Consider the following 22,291-nt stretch of genomic DNA (forward strand, 5'->3'; position numbering starts at 1 on the left):
TTCGGGAGTGATCTCAAAGCTCGACGATTTCTTATACAACTGAAAGAAATCTCCTTGAAAATGATTGTCTGTAACCTTCACAGGTTCTTACAATTTTTCTTCGTGAAGGTTTTCTACAGAGCAAAAATTTCAATTATCCCCAGCAACACCCCGATTATCGTTATTAAAATGACCAGTTTCCAGGAAAACGGCAGATACGTGTCAAATTTATTGTTTATCGCATCCTCAATTTTTTTAACATCCTTTACGGTAGAACTTACATTGATCGATATTTTCTCATAGAGGAAGTCTTTTCCTTCTGAAAACTTGCGGGAGAATATATCTATCTGGGCTTCCTTTTTCTTATCATCTGTGTTTTTTTGTATCCCATCCAGGATAGAATTCATTCGTTCTGTAATCTGGTAAAATTCAAGCAGTTGTGCAAAGAGTACCTTATCAAAGAGAATGAGATTCCCGGAAAAGACCTTATTCTTCACGCCGTTACGGACCTCGGCTATATCAGTGGCCAGTTGTTCGAATGATTTCGTTTCCCGGTATATCTCAAATGCCGTGATGAACGACCGTAACAAAGAAGAGAGGGCCGGCAACTCATTTATGTAGATTTCATCCCTTCTGTCCTCAATTTTCTGGGCGATCCGGCCAAAGTAGCCGGCAAGAGCACCGAATGCCGCAATTACGACAGAAATAGTGATGGTTACAGCATCAGTTATCATAGATATCGGATTGCATCAGGATTGTCATCGGAGTACTTTAATATTTTCTTTCAGTTTTATCACCGGGGCTACTTTTTCGTAGACGTGCCTGTAGTGGATCCCTGCAGGATCTTCCGGGAAAACAACCCCGATACTCTTCTTCAGGTCATCCAGTTTGTCAGGAGAAATGCGTTGTTCTTTCACAACAGTACTATCTAATACCCGGTTTACCGCAAACAGGACATTGAGACAACTCTGGTAATTACTCATCATGCACGTCATTTTTTTATCCAGTTTTTTCACTTTGATCGTATCCAGTACCGTTCCAGGATCCCCCGATACGTCAACATTCCAATCCGGAGAGGCGATGAACAGGGAACAGGGAGGGGTAAAAAACAGCAATTCCTGGGACCGGTACCCTTCTATCTGGTTTTGTAAAATTAGGTCGATCTTATTCCGGTTCTTTCCCGATGCATCGATAAACGTCCCTCCTTCCAGTGCCGCTGCGATAGCGATCCGGTGATCCGTTGCCATGTCCGAGAACTCAGGCAGGGTCCTTTTGATAAAAATGAGAGTATGGGGTTTGTAAAATTCCAATTTGCCGGCACTCTCGGATAACCCGGTATTAATGATTTTTGTAATTTCTTCTGCAAATTTTTTGAATACTCCCCGGTTTTTTGACCCACTTAATTCAGGGCAGGGAAATCCGCCGCTGGTGACAATATTTGCCCGTTTAAGATTCGAGATGAAACTGAGGAATTCATGAAACGTCATATCGGATACCTGTACATCAAGATTGACGATACAACATCCGAAGGGAAATAAATAGACATATGCCCGGGCCTCATATTTTTTTCCGTCTACTGCCAGGGGCTCTGCCGGGATATGAATTTCAAGAGGCAGAAGGTACAATAATTTACTTATGTCCTTCCCCGCAGATCGTGCGATTTCCACGGATCTCCGTACGGTCTTCCAGTAACTATGCATGGCATGTCTTTTTTTAAGAGGTGACAGGGAGGCGCAGAGTGCCGGTATATGGGCCTGGCCCCCGGTATTACGGCCGTCGCATTCGTGTTCCTGGTAATATTGCGCATATCCGGAGGCAGACAATAAGAAACGATATTCCGGTTTCAGTATCCCGGGATTTGTGAGAAGGTCCGGAATTACAACGGGTAACATAAGAGATACGTGGGCCTGGAGTATTTTCGGTAATCCCGGTTCTGTCATCAAAAGAGATATGAATATGATTGACATTATATAACTTTGCAGCTGGCCGTTTACGCTGTGTTTCCGATCCGGAAAGATACTATTCTGGATCAACGTGGTGACGCCTGGCAAAACTGTTTTGCCCAGCCCCGTCATTACCCTTTCCCCTGTAAAAAAATCCCTTTCGTTTTTGAGGACAACGATTGCCGGGCGGAACTCTGAAACCGAAGATCCGTCACGGGAAAACAAACGGGGATGTTTTTTATTTTCGCCAATACTGCACCTTCACGTCCGGTACCGGGCAGATGCGGGGTCGTTTTCAGGAAATTCTGAACAGGTGTATCCGGGACTGCAGCGGGGATATGTCTGTCCCAAGGATCTGTTGTTTTCTGCCAGGGCCGGCCAAACCATAAACGATTTAATCAGAATCCACAGACGCTTACAGGCTTTGAATACTCACATCTCCGGATAGATACTATCTGAATAATTATTGCTCCCGGGTGCCGGTAACGGGTGACCATTGCTATGGGGTAATCTGTTACCGCGAGGGTACCTGCCGGGTATAAAACAGGTAACGTATTTTGAAAAATAATTGGATCTGGAGATTACTATGCAGATTTCTCATCTTTTAGAGACAACAAAAAAACCAGCACTCTATGAAAAAGGCAATGCAGGCATGTGGGAGGATGACCATATCTCCCGGCACCTGCTCGCACTGCACCTTTCCCAGGACTGCGACGCAGCAAGCAGGAAACGAGGTACCATTGAAAAGACGGTCCGGTGGATAGAGACACACCTGGACAACACCCCAAAAACAATTCTCGATCTCGGGTGCGGACCCGGCCTGTATTGCGAACTGCTGGCAGGACACGGGCACCGGGTGACGGGCGTGGATTTTTCACAACGCTCCATTGCCTATGCCCGGCAGAGTGCCACACAAAAAGGCCTGAAGATCGATTACCTTCATGAGAATTACCTCGACCTCTCCGGTGAGGACCTGTTCGACCTGGTGATCCTGATCTTCTGCGATTTCGACGTGCTCGTCCCTGCTGACCGGGCCCGGCTGCTGGAAAATATTTATCGTGCACTGAAACCGGGAGGCCTGTTCATCTTCGATACGCTCAATCCGAAAGCACCGGCCGCAATGAACGTCCCGGGAAAATCCTGGGAAGTTGCAGATGGCGGGTTCTGGAGGGCCGGGCCGTATCTGGCTCTCTCTGAGACCATCCACTATGAAGAGGCACAGGTGATCCTCCAGCAGCATGTTGTCTGTTCGGAACCGGATGTGCCGGCCGTGTACCGGTTCTGGACGCATTACTACCGGCATGAGGACCTGGTCTCCATCCTGGATACCGGGGGATTTTCCGTTGTCGGGACCACGGAAGACCTGTTGCCTGATGACGGGTCGGGGACGCATGATATGGTCACATTCTATGTGACACAAAAAAAGTGAGGGCGGGACCTGATCACCACTTTTTTGCCGGTTTGTTCTTCCCAAACGCGGTGATCGCGGCAAACGGATGTATCCCTATCCCAACCTATATCCTTCCACCCGGATAGGATCAGGGTATGAAACTATCCGGAACAGTAATAGTTCTCGTTCTCATCGCTCTTCTCCTGTCAGCCGGGTGCACCACATCGTCACCGGCCTCTGTCACCCAGTCGTCACCTGTCCCGAGCACCCCGGGTGGACCGATGGCCACCTGGCCAGTCACAACCGCAGCCGCGGAACCGCCCGTCCCTGCCGTCACCGCCAGTGCCCCGCAGGTCACCGTCACCGTGATCCACTATATTATCCCGACAAAGGCCTGGAAGGATACAGACCTCCACTTCGCCTTCGAGGCGCCGCAGGACTGGGTCGTCACGACCCGGCTGGTGAGCCTGCCCGAGGGATCGCAGGGCCTGATGTACAAGACCGAACTCGTCCCGGATGACGCCTTCTCGATCATCACCTATCCCGTCAACCTCAACCAGGACCAGGCGTACCGCGATACGTTCCGGAACTGGAGACCGGCACCGGTCGAGACCACCGTCGACATAAACGGGATCACGTTTGGCCGGTTCGAGACCTCGGCATACGGAGAGACCCATGTCGGGTATGTGGCCCAGAAAGCCAGTGCCAACGATCTCGGGTATGCAAGCGTGATCACCTATACGGCGAACAGCTCCCGCATGTTCGAACAGGATGATTTCGAGAAGGTTGTTTCATCGTTTACATATTTCACCAAGGATAAGGCGGTCAATGTGACGGGTACGGAGATCCCAAGGGTGCGGTGAGGACCTTACTCTTTTCCTTTCGTCCCGGATCCGAACTTATACGAGGTTACTGAAATACCTGGTTGCCACCGGATACCGTGTCCACGGGCCGAAAAAAGTGATCGGCCGGGACGCCGTCCCGGGATCTTCTCAGCGGCGCCGGTTCCCTAAAACCAATCTTTATGGGCACCGGTACCCATCCCTCCTGCATGCCATACATGATGGATTATATGTGGGGTGGCAGCGGGTACGGGTTCCCGCTGTCTGGCCTGGGGATGATGATCTTCTGGCTCCTCATCTTTCTCGTTATTGCCTGGCTCGTGTACCGGGATGCGAACAGCCGCGGGATGAACGGGCTGCTCTGGGCCATCCTTGTCATTATCCCGATGATCGGGGTCCTGTTCCTCGTCATCTATATCATTATCCGGGAGACCGGGCCGCGGGGGACGCCCGGGGAATTGAGCCCGCTTGACATCGTGAAGGAACGGTACGCGAAAGGGGAGATCACCAGCGAACAGTTCCAGAAGATGAGCGAAGACTTAAAAAAGTGATGAGCGGGTAAACGGCCCGGTGTACCAGAAAAATATACCGGGGGACTTGAAAGGCCCCATTATCCGGAGATGGTGCTGGCTTCCACCGGCTACCGGAGCATCCGGATAAGTTCGTCTTTTGAGTGCCCTTTCCATATCGCGACTTTTGTAAGAATATCGTTTAATGTGCCGGGGGCAATCTCGTTATGCAGCGGGATGGTTATCGTATGATCTCCTGCAGGTGTTGTACACTTCAGCTGGGCATGGCTCCCCCGCTGCCTGATGACCGTGTATCCGAGGCGGGATAAGACTTTAATGAGGTCTTTGCCGCTAACAACCGGTAGCCCGGGCAACCGTACCTACCTCGGTCTCAGATATTGAAAGGATGCGGATATTCTCTCCTCTGCCCAGTTCATCTTCAAAATGGAGCATGACTGCTTCACGGATGTTTTCCATCAGCTCATCGAGCGTTTTCCCCTGCGTGAAAATGTCAACACCGATACCCCGGCCGCACCAGTAGCCGCTATCGGAATAGATTTCAAATTTAACGAGCATGAGAGCACATCCGTTGTAACGTAATGTACTGTGCTGCATGGTGGGCGATAATCTTTTTGCAGGGAGACATTTTCACATAACGTGGGAGGAGATATTCCGGTTCCTCCGTTCAGATCTAAAAAATTGGGGGATTTTTAGGGGGCTCGAAGCGATTTAAGAATCGCAGTACGATCCCGGCAAGGGGAATATCATTTGTTCCGGCATTCGATTTATCACCAGGTTTTCCATCCCCGGGACTTGCATTTTCTTAAAAATTCGCCAAACCTCCGGAAATACTGTTTCTCAGTCACCCGGAATTCCTTGTTCATATGTTTCCGGGCTTTGGTTGAGTCGTGCCGTAACCAGAATCCGGTTATCTTAACGGTGTGAGACATACTGAATTGAGTGTATTTCACAGCTTATTTTCAATCTTTGTGGTCATGATAAGAACTAACGCCGGAGAGGATTGAGGGGCTTTGATTATAAAATGAAATTTTTAAAATAGCGGAGGATAATCAGGGTATTTTACGAGGAATTGATGATTTTATCGTGCGTTTGGGAAGGAACAAAATGTTCCCTGCAACAGGAAGAAAAACTCCCTGGCGGAGAACTGGCGGAAATTCTATAGATCGGCAGCTATAAATCATGTTTTTTATTAGACTTTTAAAACGTAATATTTATAATGTCACGCACTATCCAGCTTCTGATTATTATGGCACCGACCGCGAGGTATCTTTTTCCCGGAACAGTGAAGCAGATCACATCCCGTGGACAGGCACTGGATGTCATCCTTGAGTTTGATAATCCCCGTCTCGACATCCCCGTCACGATAACGATTGATGCGAATGCCCTTCTTCCGTTGAAGAAAAACACTCCTGCATACGCGGTTATCCTGCGGAGGAAAGGAGTGAAAAAGTCCTGCCGGGAGAAGAAGATGGTCACAGTAAGACATCCGACTCAAGACGGCTGGGTGACGATTGAGAGAGGGCCGGCGACCGATGCAGAGATCGCAGCCGCAAAAGAGAAGGCAGGAACCCATGCCTCTGAAGCCCAGAGAGAAGCCTGGAAGAACGGGTTCCTTTTCCAGAGCGCCTACCACGATAGAATTATCGAGGTCCGGGCGAAGAAGAGCGGGTGCGAATCTGAGAATTGTTTATACCAGTTTGAGACATTTCTCCGGTCCGACAGGAAATTCTGGGATACCATCCCTTACGGTACGGATTGCGAGGCCAGAATCCGGAATGTCCGTGACGGATATAGTCATGGTGCCGGAAACCCCACGGGAGACCGTGAGGCCTGGAGCCATGGGTATGCAACCCATGCGGCATTCAAAGCACAGTTCGGTTCGGACATATCGGCCTGTGCAGACGGCCCGACGCTGGCGGGATTCATGTACAACGGGGACAAAGAAGGTTGCGATGTGTTCAACACCTCCATGTTTACCGTAAAAAAACCCGGTCCGGGAAACAAGAAATCCCGTGAAAAGGATACGGAAGAGCCCGTGATTTGGCCGGTACCGGTCAACCTCTACGAGGAGAAAGGACCTATCGGGCGTGCGGATGTTGTAGTGACGACGGTCTGAGGGGAGGGGGTTATCATGATTATTGCTGTTTCCGATGTGCACCTGGGATGGGACGACGACAAGGAAAACGTCAAAAAGCAGGACGAGTTCCTGGACTTTCTCAATTACTGCGATACCAGTAAGATCGATCATCTGGTCCTGCTGGGCGATATCTTTGATTTCTGGGCAAGGAGCAATGCACGTATCTTCTCGACCGGCAGCCAGGACGCGGCTATCCGGAAGATCGTGAAGACGAATGAGGAGATCTTCTCAAGACTCACATCCCTGCATGCCAAGGAGGTACATTATGTTGTGGGTAACCATGATTACCTGGTCCACGACCTGCATGCAACGAACCCGGAGACCTACCCGTTCTCCATAGACAAAAAGCTGCGACTTTCCGACGGGGGCAAAAATTTCTTCTTCACGCACGGGTATGACCTGGACGTGCGGGTGAACATGGAATTGTTCAAGATGAGCGTGGACAGTTATGAAAAGACCTGTTTTGCCCTCTCGTTCATGACCGACCGGACCGGCTGGGCAGCCGTGAACGGGTGGGGCCTTGGCGAGAAGATCAGCCAGTTCATGGATGCGCTCAAGTATATGAACACGGAGCCTGCGAAACGGAAAGAATGTTATGCGGCTGTTGAACTGCTGGCCAATTCGCGTGCTGCCGGCCTCTTTTTAGGGATGCGACCCGGGGATAACCTGGTGTACGGCCATACCCACCGGCCGTATTATGCACAATGTGCCGGGGGGTATGAGGTCGCCAACACCGGGTTCTGGGCGGGAAAGTCTTCCCGTGACGATAAGGATGTGAATACCTACGTGAAGATCGACAACGGGAGGATGAGCCAGTGTACTTTTACCGGAGACGATATCTTCCGACAGAAATGTAGTTAGAGCAACAAGGGTCGCAGGGGATTATGGCTGAAAAGAAGGATGGGTGAATTGTGATGAAAAAGGAACCTGATGAAGATTACCTTGAAGGGAGAATTATCTCCGAAGAAATGAGTATTGATATTGTTGAAAAACCCTCTGCCAGCGAGGCAAAAAAACCGAAGCCGGTACAAACAAAACAGGCCGGTATTCCAGCGAAACAGACTGGCACACCTGAGGAGGAGAACGATACCGATGATTTTGGTCGCCTGCGGGGCGACCTGAACAGCATCCGGTCCTATTGCCAGGACCTGAGGGACTCATGCCACAACCTGAAGTCAATAGTAGCAGGGAAACGCGTTCCGCCGGATGAGTACAAAACAACCAGGGAATATGAAAAATTCCTGTACGATTATTCAGAGGACAAAGACCTGATTGAACCGATCCTGAAAAGCGTCGAAACCCGGATCCGCGTGAATGATGTCATTGCAGACCTGTATTCCGATCAGATCGCAGATATCCGGTGTGGCTGGAACGATATCCTGTATGCCATGGACATTTTCACCAAGGCCAAACCGGAGAAATTCATGGATCTTGTCAAAGAGATCGATGATCTCCTGTGCAACATGATTGTTCTGTGCGAGCAGGTAACGCTTCCTAACCGCCTGAACCTGCATCTGGACAATATGCGTATCGGGCAGAAGATGGTATTTTATGATTCATTCAAGGATGAGATCTGTTCGAAAACGGACGCAACATTCCTTCTGGACTTCATGAGCAAGCAACCGGATGCAATCAAAGGGCTCATTGATACCGAGGCCGGAGTGATCTATAAAGCCAGTCCAAAACGGTCACGGCAGTGGCTGACATACATCGCAGCCTTGGTGCTGATTGCAGCCGGAGGATTGCTGACATACCTGTTGTCACCGTTCCTCCTCTCCCTTCTGCCCGGACTGGCGAAAGCCGGAACGGTCACCTGGACGACACTGTTCGTTGCATACGTCGGTGTGATACTCGGCGGCTGCATCCACATCCTTATCGATATTGTCAAAGAGAACCAGTCTGCTGCGAGTAAATCCCGGGTATCGGTCACGGACTGGTTCGTGTGGGGCCATATCAATGAGCTTTCGCTGTTTATCGGGATTTTCATGCTGTGGTTCTGTTTTATCGGGATTGTCTGGATCAACCAGCTGGACTTTGTTACTTCAGTTGCTGTGGGTTACAGTTTTGACAGTGTGTTTGACCTGTTCGTGGCCCGTTTCGATAAGGGAGTCACTACCCGGACGGCAGAGATCAGCAACCTGATCAAAAGCTGATCTTTTTTTTGAATTTTTATGGGAGGAACCATCCCCGTGGCTTTTGCTGGTCTCAGGATCTTCGCAGGATCAAAAGATCCTCTGATGAAATGATGTCTTCATTATATCCTCCCCAGAAAATGGTCCGAAAAAAAGAACGGGATTTCCTTATACTATGGCAAGGATCCCTACGATTTTTTTCCGCAACCGCCGGGCCTGCGATATCATTATTCGAAGAACAACTGCGTTGTTCTTCTCGTGGCTCAGGTCTCCTGCCTTCGTCATCCACCAGCACCAGGCCGGCCGCCGCGGGGAAAAGCGCCCGGAATGTTTCTCATTTCCCTGTTTTTCCGGCCGGCTGAATGCAGATGTCAACCGTAACTCTTCATGGAGCGAAGTTTGTGATCGGGAGCCGATTTGCTGTATTCACATTTCTCTATTGATCACAATATTTAAAATAAATTAATCAATAATACTGGTTTAAAATCAATATATTTATGTGGCACCAGCGGCAATGATCCGATAGAGTCCATGAACGTCAGCAAGACACGCGTGAACGAGATCCTGTACGCGGCATCGGCAGATGACCCGGCGGCCAGGCTCCAGAACCTGGAGCGTGACATCGATCTCGTTAAAATCAGCATCAAGCGGATCCTGATTGACATCCGGGAACGGATGAACGAGCTGGAAAATCCCCTCGTCATCGTATCCCACCCTCGTCCGGCCCCCGCACGGAACGCTGCCGCCCCGGGTCCTGCTGACCGTGAGACTTCGCACAGGATACCGGATGCACCGGAGCCCCGGCCCGACACCCGCCAGGTTACGCCGGAACCCCGGGGCGAAACGATACCCGCGGCGCCCTTCCGCGACATCCTGCCGGACCCGTGCCGTTCTTCGCGGGCGGAGGCAGGACCTTCCACCCCTGCCCATGACCGGCCCGCTGCACCCCCGTGCCCCCTGCCGGAGGAGTCCGTAAATGCCCTCCCGCTCCCGGCTGCTTTCAACCTCTTCCGCTGGACGCAGAACGGAGTGCAGAAATACGGGCACACGCGGTTCGAACTGCTGATCGAGACGTACCGCGTCATGGGGTACATCGGGCAGAAGACCTCCCGCGAAGTCCACCAGATCTCTTTGATTATGCCGCTTTGCAACGGCGAGGAGGGTGAAGTCGGCCCCGGGGAGTTCGTATCCGAAATCTATCACCTTAAGCGGATCCTCACTCCCGGCGACACCTCGCTCGACCGCGACATGGTAGACGCACTCCTGGCCTGGCGCCAGAACGTCCCGCAGGCCAATGACCATTCCGTCCCGGAAATCCTTACTGTCCCGGATGCGTACGGTCTCGGCAAACGCGACCGCGAATGGATGAACCTGCGGGCGTGACCATGTATTCCCCCCATTCCCGATCGACCCTGATATGATATCGGCAATGAGAGAATTATTTTCAACAGAATAGTATTGGAATCAAACGTGATGTGCCCGGCCCGGGTTTTCCCGTACAAAAATGGCCGGGGCGGCGGGATATGGGTCTTTTTGCCCCGGCCGTTACTCCTTGTCCGAATGTAGATGATGTATCGGGTTCTTGCTATGATGAGACTCGCATGCTCCCCCGGAGATGTTCCGGGATCATCGCAGGGACCGTGATACTTACCGGATACACATCGGGGCGTGGACGTGCCTGCGGAGACCCGGGTCAGAGACCGGAAAAGCATACAGTGAGAGCTGCCGTATTTTCCGGGTGCCTTTAACGATCCTCTTTATTTCCGGCTTAACACTTTCCTGCTTCATACCTCAGACGATATGTTGTAATTTGTAGTACATATAGATTCTCGATGTATCTCTCTATATTAATATAGTTGCCTCCGTTGAGAATACATAAATATCGTGGGCAGGGAACAGGGTGTGTCCTGGACGAAAGGATGAAGGTTCGTAAACCGGGCAAAGACCTGCCGGACATCCCGGGGGATTTCCCCGGGATGATTATACCAGCCCCGTCAGGGTTGCAAGGATCTGCTGTGCGGTGACCGGGTCTGCGATCTCTGCCAGCACGAGGCCGGCTACCGTGAGAAAGAGCGTCCAGAACACTTTTTTGATCTGTTCGTTCTTCCCGATCATATCCAGGACCGCTTCCGTGTCGGTCTTCACGGCCAGCCGGATCATCTTCGGCATGAACACAAACAGCGGCAGGAAGACGATTACCGTACCGATTACTGCAAGCGGGGCGGTTGTCTTTGCTGCGAATGCTATCCCGGCCGGCGCCGCGATGGTTGCAGCCATCAGGGCGGCCATCATGACCTCGCCGAGCCAGAACCAGCTCTTCTTCTCCGTGATGCCGGCCTGCTCCTCCCCGCTGAGATCGTTTGTGTCGAATCCCCCGAATGCATGAAGGAGCCCGCACCGGAACGCGGTGAGGGATGACGCAGCGAGTGGGCCGGGTTGTTCCGGTACGCCAGGGCCGCTCATTCCCGGTCGCTGCTCCCGTCCGCTGTAATGGCGAACTCGAACACGGGACTTACATACCCGCCATTTGCCGGGCTGAAGTCCCGGGCAAGTCCTGTCCGTTTTCTTCTCGCGGTCCGGATCCTGACCGTGTGGATGCCCGGGGCACGCGGGTACACCCTCCGCCCGGTGGTGTCCCGCATCTCACGGTACGGCGGGACCTCGAACCAGTCCGGCCAGAACCGGACTCCCCGCGGGATATCAGTGCCCCGCATCAGGTCATCCAGCCGCAGGGGATCCATGTTGTCGTAGATGACGTCAACGATCAGGTTCGCTTCATCCTGGTTTTCATCGAGGTCGAGCTCGTAGAAGACCGGGTTGCGGCGTACCTCATCGAGCGTAAGCGGGGTCTCTTTAGTGAGCGGTTCAAGGCCGCTGAATGTTCCGCGATAGAGACCGGTCACGGTTGCGACCGGTGCCCTTTCAGTTTCCATGGGATGCCTCCATTACGTGCCGGTGCTCATCCCGGAGTTTTTTGAACTCCTCCACGACCTCGTCATACCTGCCGATCTTCTGGTGGATGACGAAGAGCAGGGGATAGATCGGGAGCACGGTCCCGAGGATCATGCTGATAATTTCAGTTTCCATTGTGTGTAACTCCTAAATACCGGCAGCCGGAAAAGGGGAATTCCCTCCCCCTCTGCCGGAAACTGAATATCTTGCCCTTCAGGTCCTGATGGACACTCAGGCAGTCGAAGGTCGGCTGATGCCTCCCTTCTCCGCTTTCAGGTCCTGATGGACACTCAGGCTAATGCCGCCACCGTGTCGGCCCAGGTCTCAAGCTTTGTCCGGATCGCGTCGTCCGAGTACGAGGTGAGGCTCACGCTCTTCCGGCCGAAGGTGACCATGTAGATCTCCCCGTTCGGGTCGCGGCACTTCAGGGTCGTTGCGAAGCTCTCGTTCTCGCTGTCCCGGACTGCCTCACCCCCGTGGGATGTGACAAAGGCCGTGTCCGCGAGGAGTGCGGTGGGGCCGGCATTGAACCCGGCGATCGTGTTGAACTTTAGCGAGTCGCTGCCAACAGTCTTCGCGTCGTCGTCCTGGTACACGATCTTTGCCACGTAGGTCTCCTTGGTCTTCTCCACCGGCTGGTGGGTCACACCGCTCTCCGTGTAGGCAACGCAGCCGAACGGGTTGTCCGTGATGACGGACTGGACGATGGTGTTGAATGTCGATACATCTGCGATCGGGCTCGCGAGTTCGCGGACCGCGGTCTTTACGGTTGTTTTCTGTACGAAATCTGCCATAGTTTTTCTCCATGTTTTTTCTCTGGTGTCTCGGGGGCCCCTTTGACAGATTAGTATAGAACGTATAGAGGGATGGGCTTTGATTATGAAATGAAATTTCCGGAAAACGGGGAATTTTGAAAGAGTGATTTGAGAAATGGGGTTTGAAATAGGCGCAGTTTAGAAGGAACAAAAATGTTCCTGAAAAGGAGGCGATTTTGGAGGATTCGGAGATGACACCGCACGATGGTTTTTATTTGAAGGGAATGAAAATTTTCCCCGATCGTTAATTACTGTTCATTTTCACACCGCGTCTGCCATAACATTCTTAGATACCTATTCCAAATACATTGTAGCGATGCAGAAAAACAGGCTGAGCTACGAAGATGAGGAACTGTTCCGAAAGAAGCTTATTACGCTTCTCCTGAGCGGAGCTGACAAACCGATCATATCAAAAGTCAACTTCCAGAAAGAGCTCTTCCTGCTCATCCGGGCGATGCCCCAGTTCGATTCCCTCTTCGATTTTATACCTCACCGGCTTGGACCATATTCAAACAGTGCAGAGCATATCATTGAGAATAATCCGGAACTTTTTGTTGCTGACAGGAAAGGCATCTATCTTTCTGACGAAGGGAAAGAGTTTAGTTCGTCCGTAAGCAGAGAGATGCGGCCGGAAAATTTTGATCGCCTTTTCCAGTCAATCCAATTTATCCGGTCGATCTATGACAACCTGACCGACGATGAGTTCATGTTTCTCGTGTACATGACCTATGGATATACGGAAAAATCAGACAGGTTCGAAGATTTGCTGAAACGAAAAAAACAACTTTCAGACAGCCTTCTGCGGAAAAAGATCATCACTCACCAGCGATATGAAGAACTTTTGAAGGGATAGCGTGAACGTCATCCCCGATGCCTCATTCTTCATTTGCTTCCTTGATGATCTCGAAGATCACATACCGGGTCCAGATCGGATTCGGATTTTAAAGACAATTACCGACACCTTCACAATAGTGGTTGTCCCAGCTGTTGAAAGGGAATCACGATTGGAACGTTTGCCCGATCCGGTAAAAGATCAAATTTTACTGACGAACATACCCTGGAAACAGAGCGATCCATCAGTTGAACTACTCCGGCCACTTCTTGGTAAAGGGGAACACGAAGTAATATCCTGTGCCCATGAACATCTCCTGAAAGGGGACACCATGTTTCTATTCATACTGGACGATGGCTTGGCACGTCATCTGGTGAAGCGGATACTTCCGTTGCTCATGGATCACTTGAAAGGGACGGTGGGATTTCTTGGGCTCTGCGCAATCCGTAAAGTACTTGATAAGGATAAGACAATACATCTCATATCGATTATCGGCAGAAGCAATTTCAGGGTCGATCAGTCAACGATTACTACGGTGATAGCCGGGATCCGTAACCAGTGTGGATGAAATGACAAATTTTTGTGTCCGCCTTCAGGAACAAGACGACGAGACTCTTTTTACCGGAAAACGACTCTCTCTTGGCCCTCTCACGATTTCTACACCCTGCAAACTTCTCGATCTCAACAATTCGCCGACAGCATTTGCATTTCAGGCTCTCGATCAGGTGCATCTCGCCACGGTAGCGATCGCCGAACGAAGCCGTTTTATTCACCAGGAGACGTTCATCCGGGAAGCAGATCATTCCGAAGCCCGGTTTCTCGCCGATTCATATGACGCTTTGAAACGGCCGGGAATCCTTGGCAACAAGCTCATTGTCAATTCGCTTACCCTGACCTTCAACCCATTCACAATCCCTACTCCAGAGGATTATCTCCGGAGTATCCTGCATATTTACCATGAGAGAAGCGATCTCCTGCTCATTCCAAACCTGAAAGTGAAACGTTATAATGAACGGATGATGCCTGAATTCCAAGTGCAGGAAGAAGAATTCACGCGATATGTAGACTTAGCGCACGAGATCCTGAGATTCCGGAACTCGAAACCGATCTTTGTTCCGGTCCCGTTCAAATATGGTGTCCGTAAATTCCAGTCAATTCTTTCAGGCTATCTTGGGAAAGGCTATCGATATTTCTGGCTTGACTTTGAGGGGTCGAGCACAACTTCCAAGGCTGCCCATGTACGGGCATTCCACGATAGTGTCGATACTGAGGGACTTGGGGAAGAAGTTGTCCTTTACGGCTCAAATATCCGGCGCGAAAACAATCCGCACCTCCCGGATCCACGCTGCCCGGCATCTGATTTCCTTACTGCTCCATTAGGCGTTGATATTATCGGTGTTAATCGTGAGCCCCAGAGGGGAGGCGGCGACCCGGGTAATCGCCGGCCATATGTTCCACCACCGCCCGAAGAGAGCATTCCCCATAAAGCCCGGCTTCTTGACCGGGAAGATTACACATACGTGAAATATCCGGCCTATTCACGGAGTCAGGAATTGTTTGGCAAGTATCACGTCTCTGAAGCTTCGATACGGGATTTCCCTAAGTTCTATTCCAACTTCGTGAATACCTTCGAGATTAATGAGGAACTGGCACAGCACCAGACAATCGTCAGGGAAAGCGGATCTCTGTTGGAATATCTCGGGACGAAACCATCGATCAATCCAAAACTGATGAAGGCATTCGAGAAGATCGTGCACGGCGATTTGGGAATGCAGAAAACACTGGATGGTTTCTTCTGATTTTTTTGATGATCCGATAAAACAGGCTTTGTCGGTGCTGTTCCGGCATTCCCCTATATCACCCTGCACCGTCGTAACGACGCTCCCTCTCCGTCGGAGAGGGGGGATTCCATAGTGCCCTTTCCCGGGCAGATCACGTCCCAAACCCCATCTAACCTCCCGATCGCCCGCTCAAAAGGGCCCATTTAAGCACGGTCCGGGACACCGCCATTTTCCGACGTAAAATCGCGAAAACCGGGACAATTCGAGCACGGTAATTGACGCGGTTTTTTACGAATAAGACACGGTTGGCCCCAAAAACGGGTGAAACGGGACTCGATACGGGCCCGGATGGGAAGTACTCTCATCCCATCGGGGATGAGTGTACGAGAAGAACTCATCAGGGTTCTTTGAGATACTCTCAGATAACCCCGTTCTCCGACGGAGACAGGGGCAGAAGGGTGAGTCCATAGACCGACCCTCATATCACCCCGGATCCGGTACTCCCGTTTCCACCCATCGGATCGCCGTTCCTCTTAAGTTCAATAAGACCGGGTCCTGCTATGCGGAAGAACCGGAGTACCCCATGAGGGCTGCAGGCCCAAAGTTCCAGGGACCGGCACAACCCCGGCGGGACAAGCTTGAGTCGGGCGATCGGTTCGCGGCATTCCATCTCCATCTCCGCGACCGACCCATGAAGCCGCCGGCACCGCTTCAACTGGACTATGGCCGTGTACCCTTCCGCATGGATCACAAAATGGCAAACACTGCCCCGCCCCCGCTGACAAAGAGTGACGAAACCCCGGGCCCATGCCACGGGCAGGGCGACATCGATCGCCCGTCCCGGCTGCCGTCCTTTCATGATCCCGCTCCACTCTGTTCCGGCACGCGGGCCCGGAGCTCGCACCTGACCGGCCGCAATTCCCGCTTCACGCTCCGCGTCCGGATGCTCACGGCATACACATGCATGAAGGTTTTCTTGACCGTCACCCGCTCCAGCTCCTCGCCATGCATACGGATCCCGTTCTGGATCACGTGCGGGATGAGAAAGAGAGGAACATCGGGCATCACGACCGCAGCCCTGCGGGGCATGTTACTTCCTTTTCTCACCTTCGAGCCAGCATATCCTCTGCTCGAGCCGGTTGAGCTTCCTGTTGATATAGGCTGCATCCCGCTCCAGGTTATTGCTGAACCAGGCAACCAGCTCACCGATATTCTTCTCGGCGAGAGCTGACGTGGACAGGATGTCTGCGGTCTCATCCCGGGTCCCGGGCCTTTCCCGTTCAGCGGGTATCATTCGACCCGGGAAGAAATGTTTCCCGGTATAGTCGTCTCTTTTCCTGCCGGAAATACCGGCTTCGTTCCTGATGTATGTGGATTCTATGCTAACACTTCCTTTATTATCAGCCCGGGCACGGGAAAAATTTTCATAAAAATTTACGATCATTATCGCATGCTTTCGGGCGGACCGGGTCCACCACAGTTCGTCAGTGTGGTGGACCCAGCCATTTCTCTTCGGGACAACCCCCGGCTGTCCACATTCTGTAATAGACCATACCATCATAAACGATTTCTGTCCACAGTCTCTACACGTCCGGGCGCCGGGAAGAACGTGTTGATGGTGTGGACAGAAAAGGTAAATAACCCTATATTCAATGCCAATCCGGTGAATACCATGTCAGTATACCGGAACGCATTAATAATTCTCATCGGTGCCGCGCTGTTGCTTGCACCGGTCGTTTCTGCACAGCAGAACGGTACATTCAATCTCCGGATCCTGTTGAGCAGAACTGGTTCGGGTGAATAATTTTTGTCCCCTTCGGGTAGGTAATAGTGAATTCGCTGTCAGGAATTCCTGTATTGGTTGTAAAATTTTTCACTTCAAAGGAATTTTTCAGGTTTCCGGCAGAGTCACGCGCCTGAATCCTGGTGACGAGCCATGACTCGCGGTCGATCCAGATGCGGACACTCCCGTTTATGCCCTCGTCGAAATAATTACCAGGGCCGGAGTTTATGGCATCGATACGATATGCGTCCCGCCCGTTCACCGCTTCAACACCCGAGTCTGACAATGTATAATCTCCGGAAAACAGCACCGGGAACGCGAGCCTGTTGGGGTCTGATATCGGGGGGAAACATGTTTCGGGTTCATGTATCGGAAGGATATCTGCTGTATGTGATGCCGGTTCGAACCGGGTATAGGTGAGGTTCTGTACAGCCACCGTCCAGGTCCGTCCGCCGGGACCAGTCTCGTGCTTTATGAGGTACTGGTATGGCCTTTTATAACGGATTTCAAGATCCTGTGAACTTCCGGAGGAAAAAACCCGGACTGCCTCCATCGAGTAATCATTGATCGCGCTGATGTTCGACTTATAACCGGATACTGTTCCGTCTGCGGGCCGGGGAGTACCGGTACAGCCGGTAAATACCACGACAGTTATGAACAGGAGAATGACCACCCCTCCAATAATAACTATTCTTGATTCTTGTTTCATGGTATTCAACACCTGTCAGACTCTGCTGTGAAGGGGGTGTCTGGTCCGGACTTTCATGATAACCTCACCCGTAATCCGGTAACAACAATTTCAACAGCAAGGAGAACAACACCCCAGGTTATCCGCCATTTCCTGCCGGTGCACGTCGTTTTTCCCAAATATAAAGAATACCGATGGAAAGAAGACCAACGAGCACAAGTCCCAAAAAGGCGGGAATAACAGGATCCCCCAGTACCAGATAACGCAGAAGGATGATCATGGATACGATGAGAAAGAATGCAACCCATCGCACGAGAGTAACACGGTACCTGCCGCATTCGACAAAGATGATGCGGACTAAAAGTATGCCGATGATGACAAGGGCGAGAGGCCAGAAGATCTGGTTGATGGAAAATGCCAGGGATGCATAGAGATAGATCAGGAAAATCGCGGCAGCAAGGATGGCATCGACCGCCGTTCCGGCAACGGATCTTCCCTGCTTTGGATTGTTATCTTCGTGATCATCCAGCTAGAGGGCATGACGAAGGATATTTGTGATCGTGGGGTCGGTTAATTTTTCCATGCGCCGGTATCGCACCATGACGAGGAAGTGCACTGCAGTGGGGACCAGTGCCAGGAGAAATGTTGTGTACAGAGGTAGTGGAAGGCTGCCACTCAGAATAAGAACGCCGATAATCAGGAACGATACGAAATACACGGCAACAGAACGCCATAATTCTTCTTTGAAGATATAATCGATTTTCATATATACACCTCATATGCGCCATCGGGAATAGTAAATGTAAATTCATTATCATTTGTAATACAATTTATCGAGTACTTGGGATATTCCAGGGTTACTGCCTGATAGTTCCCCCTATAACTTATTACTTTGGCTCTGTTGAAAACCTCAATTTTTATGGATGTTAGCGGCTGCCGGCAGAACATGATAAAGAATTGCAGCGATACCTGCACCCAGTACGCAGTTCGCTGCAATCGATACCGGTGTCTGCGGGAGAAGGTCGGGTTGTTTGAAAATTCCCGCAGAGAATACGATATCGATAATAGCGACCAGCAGCACCGTTCCCCATGTAACACCAAAAACAAATAGATTACGCAGTTCTGGATTGATCTTCGACAGCGTGCGGAGTGCAGGGACGAGCGCGATCAGTGCCATGAAGACCAGCGGGAACACCCAGACCGGGACATACTGGCCCACATCCGGCCCCATTGCGCCGAAATATGAACCGACAATCTCGCTTGCTATTGCAAGGCAGGTTATACCTACGACCATAATGCCCGGATTGATCCATTTCAGATATTTTACGATCACGAGCGCGGCTATCACAGCATACAAGGCAACGCCCGTCTGGTAGGTCAAGAGAATTGCCGCGGCGGTCACTGCGCCAGTAAGGATGATCCGCATGGGCCATGATGCAACATGGTCGAAGATCTCCCGTATAACAAGGAAATAGCCGAAGATTGCCGTTGCTATGGCAACCGTTGCGATGAAAGGCGAGATTGCCAGGATCCATCCAGGCATGCTGATGTTGCTGCCCGGCGTCATTAAAACAGAATCGAAATATGAATAATAGAGGACGGTTGTCGCGGTGAGGGTACTGAAGAGAAGCAGGGCGTTCCATATTGCGGAAAGCCGTATGCGGGGGACAACGAACCATGCCGGGACGAGCGCCCCCAGCAGGATTGCGGCATACCCCAGGATCCTGGAGAGATCGTTCCGGAACCCGAACCAGGTTCCGTATGGTCCCCCGGGGATGAAAAGTTCGGGGTACCAGGTGCTCATGTATGTCTGGACGAGATAGGCTGCCGCGGAACAGGCCAGTCCCGCTGCGATGAGGGCCAGCACCGGGTAGTTCCGTGATGTCCTGTGCGAGATAAGAACGAAGAGGCCCGTTGCAAGCAGTACACCGGCCAGAAAAATATCATAATCGAAAACAAACGACACAGCGGGAGTTGCGATGATGCTCAATGGATTGCGTCCGATGAGGGAATAGATGAGTGAATACATGGTATCAGGTTTCCAGGTGGTCCGATCCAGGTGCAGGGAAAAAATAAAAGCCGGGGTCCGGCTCAAGGCTGGACATACACGGGATACGTGGATACCCAGTTATTGAACGTGATGTACCGGGACTCTGCCGTCGACCAGCCGTCATTGATCTCAAGTGCATCAAATGCTCCGTCAGCCCACCCGATAACAGCAACTGAATGGTCACCATATGCGGTCGAGCCGCCTATTGCTGTACCGGCTCCATGCATGGCAAGATGTATGGGGCGATCTGCCGTAACCTCGGATTTAACTTCAGAAAACAAAAAACTGTTGGTATCCGGTACGGCATTAAAAGAATACCCGTGATCCTGACTTACGCTTTCAATACCCGGTTCAATCCAGGTATCATAGGTCCCGGTAATCGGGTCGGTCCCCATTGCAGAATACAATTCGAGGATCAGGGTATCCCCATCTGACGGGAAATTCGTATATCCTTCGCTTCGCCAGTAGGAAAGAATCATTCCCGATGCTGTCGGGGCACAGGAATTGGGATATCCTGAAGGCTGGTCGTAAAGGGGAACCCAATAGATTGTATCGGTTCCGAGAGTTGATTTAGGCGTCACAACAACACCCATATCCAGAAGCCCGATCTTTTTATCAACGGTAGCCCAGGCATCCTTGACGGAAATTGCATCTGATCCGGAGTTTACTTCGTGAACTACGGCAGAATCATTGTTTTTCAGATCAACAATTGCCTTATTATAAAGATCAATCGTCAGATCTCCCTTTGCATTTTTCATCGAATCGGTGAATGGATATTGGGCATAATAGAATGTCGAACCCTGGTAGAGGTATCTTACAGGCCCCAGAGTATAGGAATTTTTTTCTGCCTCTTTTCCTGCAAGGAGTTTTGCTGATTCTTTGGCATTTCCCGGCAGGAGTTCACCCTTTCCGAATTCAAGGATCGGATAGTTTTCTTTCATCCCGGAAACCAGGATAAATCCAAGGTTCTTCCCATCTTTTACAACAGAGAATGAATAAGCGGAAATATCTCCTGCGGTATCAAAGAATGTCAGATCGTATTCGACACCGGCTCCACTCCATTCCGAAAAAGCAGGAAGACCTGCAGCCATTTCCGTGAGGTGCAGTTGCGCCACCTTCGTGGCATAGTCCAACGTTACAGGAGTTTTATCGACTTGCACCTTCCCGGGACTATCCGCGCTCACCATCGGTACCATCGCCATCGCTGCCAGCAGCAGTGCCAGCAGGACGACAACTGTTTTGTGTATGTTCATTCTTTTTCCTCCGTTTTTCCATGCGCTTTGCTCGCAGGCACAAGGAAAACCTTCATAGGATCAGAAGATAACAATCTCATGCCTACGGGTAGGACCGGGTTCATTACGTGTGCATACGGTGGTGAACCCGTCCTTTCTTTTGGGTTTCTCTTGGGACAACCTCCGGCTGTCCACACCTTGCAATAGACCATTCTTTTATAAACGATTTCTGTCCAGAGTCTCTACACGTCCGGACGTTTGGTGAGAACGTGTTGATGGTGTGGACAGAAAATGTACATGGCTATGACGGCAGTGGATATCAGAGGGGCAAGATGGGAATTACAATCCGGGACCGCGGCTGTCCGGAAAAAAGGGGGGAAAGGTCACGACCAGAACTCCCACCCGGCACATACCAGGAAAACTAAATCGGGCGAAATCAAAATTTTGTACTGTTTTATCTCGGAAAATTTCATAATCCATTATCTCTTATCAACGAAATTTCATTGCATGTTCAACCGATACTATTTTTCGACATGGAAACCGGTGTAACTCTTCCTATCGTAACAGTGGCGATAGTTCACACTCATTTCCTCGGGGGCGGGAGATTTTGATGCTTCCCACCGAAATCCGGAAGGCATCCAACGGTAAAATACCGTCCGTTATATTCGTATACCGATGATTGCCGCGGATTACACATCGGATCAGGACTGTGATTACAGGTTAAATTCCGGAAATCATCAAACTGACGCTGGAAATCAATAAAATCTCCAATAAACCTATGACCATCCCGCCATTTTTTAGAGAGTTTACTTTCATCTGCCATTTGTTTTTGATATTCCGGGAAAGGTTCCAGGTCATCGGAACTCAGATGAACAATCGTGGCATTTGGATCCACGAAATCCGGATGCACTTCCTCGATAATGCAATAATCATAATGAAGTGATTCAGTCGTTGATGATGGCACGGGACTTTGCCCGGGAATGGGCTGAAGATCTTGTTGCGGTGGTTTTTGGAGTTCTTCCGGCTGAGAGTACGCAATATAAATAATAACGCTCCCGGCTAATACCAGGAAAATAAGAGCGAGTGAAATCACAATTTTGTACTGTTTTATCTCGGAAAATTTCATAAATTAATCACTCCTTTTGTTTTGATCGCAACCGACCCGGATTATCCTATCCGGCACGAATATATTCGTGACGGATAAT

General features: G+C 50.9%; 26 protein-coding genes. 10 read left to right on the plus strand and 16 right to left on the minus strand.

What is annotated here, in order from left to right; all coding sequences use genetic code 11:
• Positions 1 to 113 precede the first annotated feature (113 nt).
• Both M0R30_RS05085 and M0R30_RS05090 read right to left on the minus strand, forming a co-directional pair.
• Positions 114 to 713: a hypothetical protein gene (locus M0R30_RS05085; RefSeq protein ID WP_292544197.1), complete on the minus strand. Its 600-nt coding sequence runs from the start codon at positions 711 to 713 to the stop codon at positions 114 to 116.
• Between the two features lie 24 nt (positions 714 to 737).
• Positions 738 to 1,226, minus strand: coding sequence for a hypothetical protein (locus tag M0R30_RS05090; RefSeq protein ID WP_292544199.1), 489 nt, complete (start codon positions 1,224 to 1,226; stop codon positions 738 to 740).
• A gap of 1,282 nt (positions 1,227 to 2,508) precedes the next feature.
• On the opposite strand from M0R30_RS05090, the gene M0R30_RS05095 reads away from it, so the two are divergent.
• The 3 genes from M0R30_RS05095 (at position 2,509) to M0R30_RS05105 (ending at position 4,705) form a co-directional block, all read left to right on the plus strand.
• Positions 2,509 to 3,351, plus strand: a complete 843-nt coding sequence (locus tag M0R30_RS05095) for a class I SAM-dependent methyltransferase (protein ID WP_292544202.1) — start codon at positions 2,509 to 2,511, stop codon at positions 3,349 to 3,351.
• A gap of 116 nt (positions 3,352 to 3,467) precedes the next feature.
• Positions 3,468 to 4,175, plus strand: coding sequence for a hypothetical protein (locus tag M0R30_RS05100; protein ID WP_292544204.1), 708 nt, complete (start codon positions 3,468 to 3,470; stop codon positions 4,173 to 4,175).
• 188 nt (positions 4,176 to 4,363) lie between these two features.
• Positions 4,364 to 4,705, plus strand: a complete 342-nt coding sequence (locus M0R30_RS05105) for an SHOCT domain-containing protein (RefSeq protein ID WP_292544207.1) — start codon at positions 4,364 to 4,366, stop codon at positions 4,703 to 4,705.
• Positions 4,706 to 4,794: 89 nt separating this feature from the next.
• Here M0R30_RS05105 and M0R30_RS05110 read toward each other — a convergent pair whose 3' ends face one another.
• Positions 4,795 to 5,037: a type II toxin-antitoxin system HicA family toxin gene (locus tag M0R30_RS05110; RefSeq protein WP_292544210.1), complete on the minus strand. Its 243-nt coding sequence runs from the start codon at positions 5,035 to 5,037 to the stop codon at positions 4,795 to 4,797.
• Positions 5,015 to 5,239 (minus strand): type II toxin-antitoxin system HicB family antitoxin, encoded by a 225-nt coding sequence (locus M0R30_RS05115; RefSeq protein ID WP_292544213.1) that lies wholly within the window; start codon positions 5,237 to 5,239, stop codon positions 5,015 to 5,017. Before M0R30_RS05115 ends, M0R30_RS05110 begins: the two co-directional genes overlap by 23 nt.
• 727 nt (positions 5,240 to 5,966) lie before the next feature.
• On the opposite strand from M0R30_RS05115, the gene M0R30_RS05120 reads away from it, so the two are divergent.
• The 4 genes from M0R30_RS05120 (at position 5,967) to M0R30_RS05135 (ending at position 10,336) form a co-directional block, all read left to right on the plus strand.
• Positions 5,967 to 6,800, plus strand: coding sequence for a hypothetical protein (locus M0R30_RS05120; protein ID WP_292544216.1), 834 nt, complete (start codon positions 5,967 to 5,969; stop codon positions 6,798 to 6,800).
• Between the two features lie 15 nt (positions 6,801 to 6,815).
• Positions 6,816 to 7,682, plus strand: a complete 867-nt coding sequence (locus M0R30_RS05125) for a UDP-2,3-diacylglucosamine diphosphatase (protein WP_292544219.1) — start codon at positions 6,816 to 6,818, stop codon at positions 7,680 to 7,682.
• A gap of 53 nt (positions 7,683 to 7,735) precedes the next feature.
• Positions 7,736 to 8,974 (plus strand): hypothetical protein, encoded by a 1,239-nt coding sequence (locus M0R30_RS05130; protein WP_292544221.1) that lies wholly within the window; start codon positions 7,736 to 7,738, stop codon positions 8,972 to 8,974.
• Positions 8,975 to 9,484: 510 nt separating this feature from the next.
• Positions 9,485 to 10,336 (plus strand): hypothetical protein, encoded by an 852-nt coding sequence (locus tag M0R30_RS05135; RefSeq protein WP_292544223.1) that lies wholly within the window; start codon positions 9,485 to 9,487, stop codon positions 10,334 to 10,336.
• Between the two features lie 597 nt (positions 10,337 to 10,933).
• Here M0R30_RS05135 and M0R30_RS05140 read toward each other — a convergent pair.
• The 4 genes from M0R30_RS05140 to M0R30_RS05155 all read right to left on the minus strand — a co-directional run bounded on the left by M0R30_RS05140 (position 10,934) and on the right by M0R30_RS05155 (position 12,699).
• Positions 10,934 to 11,416 (minus strand): hypothetical protein, encoded by a 483-nt coding sequence (locus M0R30_RS05140; RefSeq protein WP_292544226.1) that lies wholly within the window; start codon positions 11,414 to 11,416, stop codon positions 10,934 to 10,936.
• Positions 11,413 to 11,886 carry a hypothetical protein gene (locus tag M0R30_RS05145; RefSeq protein ID WP_292544229.1) on the minus strand — a complete coding sequence of 158 codons (474 nt, stop codon included), beginning with the start codon at positions 11,884 to 11,886 and terminating at the stop codon, positions 11,413 to 11,415. The genes M0R30_RS05140 and M0R30_RS05145 overlap by 4 nt, the downstream gene beginning before the upstream one ends.
• Positions 11,876 to 12,040 (minus strand): hypothetical protein, encoded by a 165-nt coding sequence (locus M0R30_RS05150; RefSeq protein ID WP_292544231.1) that lies wholly within the window; start codon positions 12,038 to 12,040, stop codon positions 11,876 to 11,878. The genes M0R30_RS05145 and M0R30_RS05150 overlap by 11 nt, the downstream gene beginning before the upstream one ends.
• Before the next feature lie 155 nt (positions 12,041 to 12,195).
• Positions 12,196 to 12,699: a hypothetical protein gene (locus M0R30_RS05155; protein ID WP_292544233.1), complete on the minus strand. Its 504-nt coding sequence runs from the start codon at positions 12,697 to 12,699 to the stop codon at positions 12,196 to 12,198.
• A gap of 337 nt (positions 12,700 to 13,036) precedes the next feature.
• Between M0R30_RS05155 and M0R30_RS05160 the strand changes: the two genes are divergently transcribed.
• The 3 genes from M0R30_RS05160 to M0R30_RS05170 are packed head-to-tail and all read left to right on the plus strand — an operon-like array spanning position 13,037 to position 15,351.
• Positions 13,037 to 13,573, plus strand: a complete 537-nt coding sequence (locus M0R30_RS05160; RefSeq protein WP_292544236.1) for a hypothetical protein — start codon at positions 13,037 to 13,039, stop codon at positions 13,571 to 13,573.
• 1 nt (position 13,574) lies between these two features.
• On the plus strand, positions 13,575 to 14,120 hold the full coding sequence (locus M0R30_RS05165) for a hypothetical protein (protein ID WP_292544238.1): 546 nt from the start codon (positions 13,575 to 13,577) through the stop codon (positions 14,118 to 14,120).
• 1 nt (position 14,121) lies between these two features.
• Positions 14,122 to 15,351 carry a hypothetical protein gene (locus tag M0R30_RS05170; protein ID WP_292544240.1) on the plus strand — a complete coding sequence of 410 codons (1,230 nt, stop codon included), beginning with the start codon at positions 14,122 to 14,124 and terminating at the stop codon, positions 15,349 to 15,351.
• A 460-nt stretch (positions 15,352 to 15,811) separates the two neighbouring features.
• Here M0R30_RS05170 and M0R30_RS05175 read toward each other — a convergent pair whose 3' ends face one another.
• The 8 genes from M0R30_RS05175 to M0R30_RS05210 form a co-directional block, all read right to left on the minus strand.
• The gene (locus M0R30_RS05175; protein WP_292544243.1) at positions 15,812 to 16,192 is read right to left on the minus strand and encodes a hypothetical protein; all 381 of its coding nucleotides are present in this window, start codon (positions 16,190 to 16,192) and stop codon (positions 15,812 to 15,814) included.
• A complete protein-coding gene (locus M0R30_RS05180; protein ID WP_292544245.1) occupies positions 16,189 to 16,422 on the minus strand; it encodes a hypothetical protein in 234 nt (77 codons plus the stop codon). The genes M0R30_RS05175 and M0R30_RS05180 overlap by 4 nt, the downstream gene beginning before the upstream one ends.
• A gap of 1 nt (position 16,423) precedes the next feature.
• Positions 16,424 to 16,627 carry a hypothetical protein gene (locus M0R30_RS05185; RefSeq protein ID WP_292544248.1) on the minus strand — a complete coding sequence of 68 codons (204 nt, stop codon included), beginning with the start codon at positions 16,625 to 16,627 and terminating at the stop codon, positions 16,424 to 16,426.
• 466 nt (positions 16,628 to 17,093) lie between these two features.
• Positions 17,094 to 17,825: a hypothetical protein gene (locus M0R30_RS05190; protein ID WP_292544250.1), complete on the minus strand. Its 732-nt coding sequence runs from the start codon at positions 17,823 to 17,825 to the stop codon at positions 17,094 to 17,096.
• A gap of 508 nt (positions 17,826 to 18,333) precedes the next feature.
• Positions 18,334 to 18,570 carry a hypothetical protein gene (locus M0R30_RS05195; protein ID WP_292544251.1) on the minus strand — a complete coding sequence of 79 codons (237 nt, stop codon included), beginning with the start codon at positions 18,568 to 18,570 and terminating at the stop codon, positions 18,334 to 18,336.
• Positions 18,571 to 18,714: 144 nt separating this feature from the next.
• Positions 18,715 to 19,833: a hypothetical protein gene (locus M0R30_RS05200; RefSeq protein ID WP_292544252.1), complete on the minus strand. Its 1,119-nt coding sequence runs from the start codon at positions 19,831 to 19,833 to the stop codon at positions 18,715 to 18,717.
• A gap of 62 nt (positions 19,834 to 19,895) precedes the next feature.
• Entirely contained in the window at positions 19,896 to 21,107 is a 1,212-nt protein-coding gene (locus M0R30_RS05205; protein ID WP_292544255.1) for a C39 family peptidase, read from the minus strand.
• A gap of 562 nt (positions 21,108 to 21,669) precedes the next feature.
• Positions 21,670 to 22,212: a hypothetical protein gene (locus M0R30_RS05210; RefSeq protein WP_292544259.1), complete on the minus strand. Its 543-nt coding sequence runs from the start codon at positions 22,210 to 22,212 to the stop codon at positions 21,670 to 21,672.
• Positions 22,213 to 22,291: the final 79 nt, after the last annotated feature.

The organism is Methanoregula sp. (genome assembly GCF_023227875.1).
Taxonomy (GTDB): domain Archaea; phylum Halobacteriota; class Methanomicrobia; order Methanomicrobiales; family Methanospirillaceae; genus Methanoregula.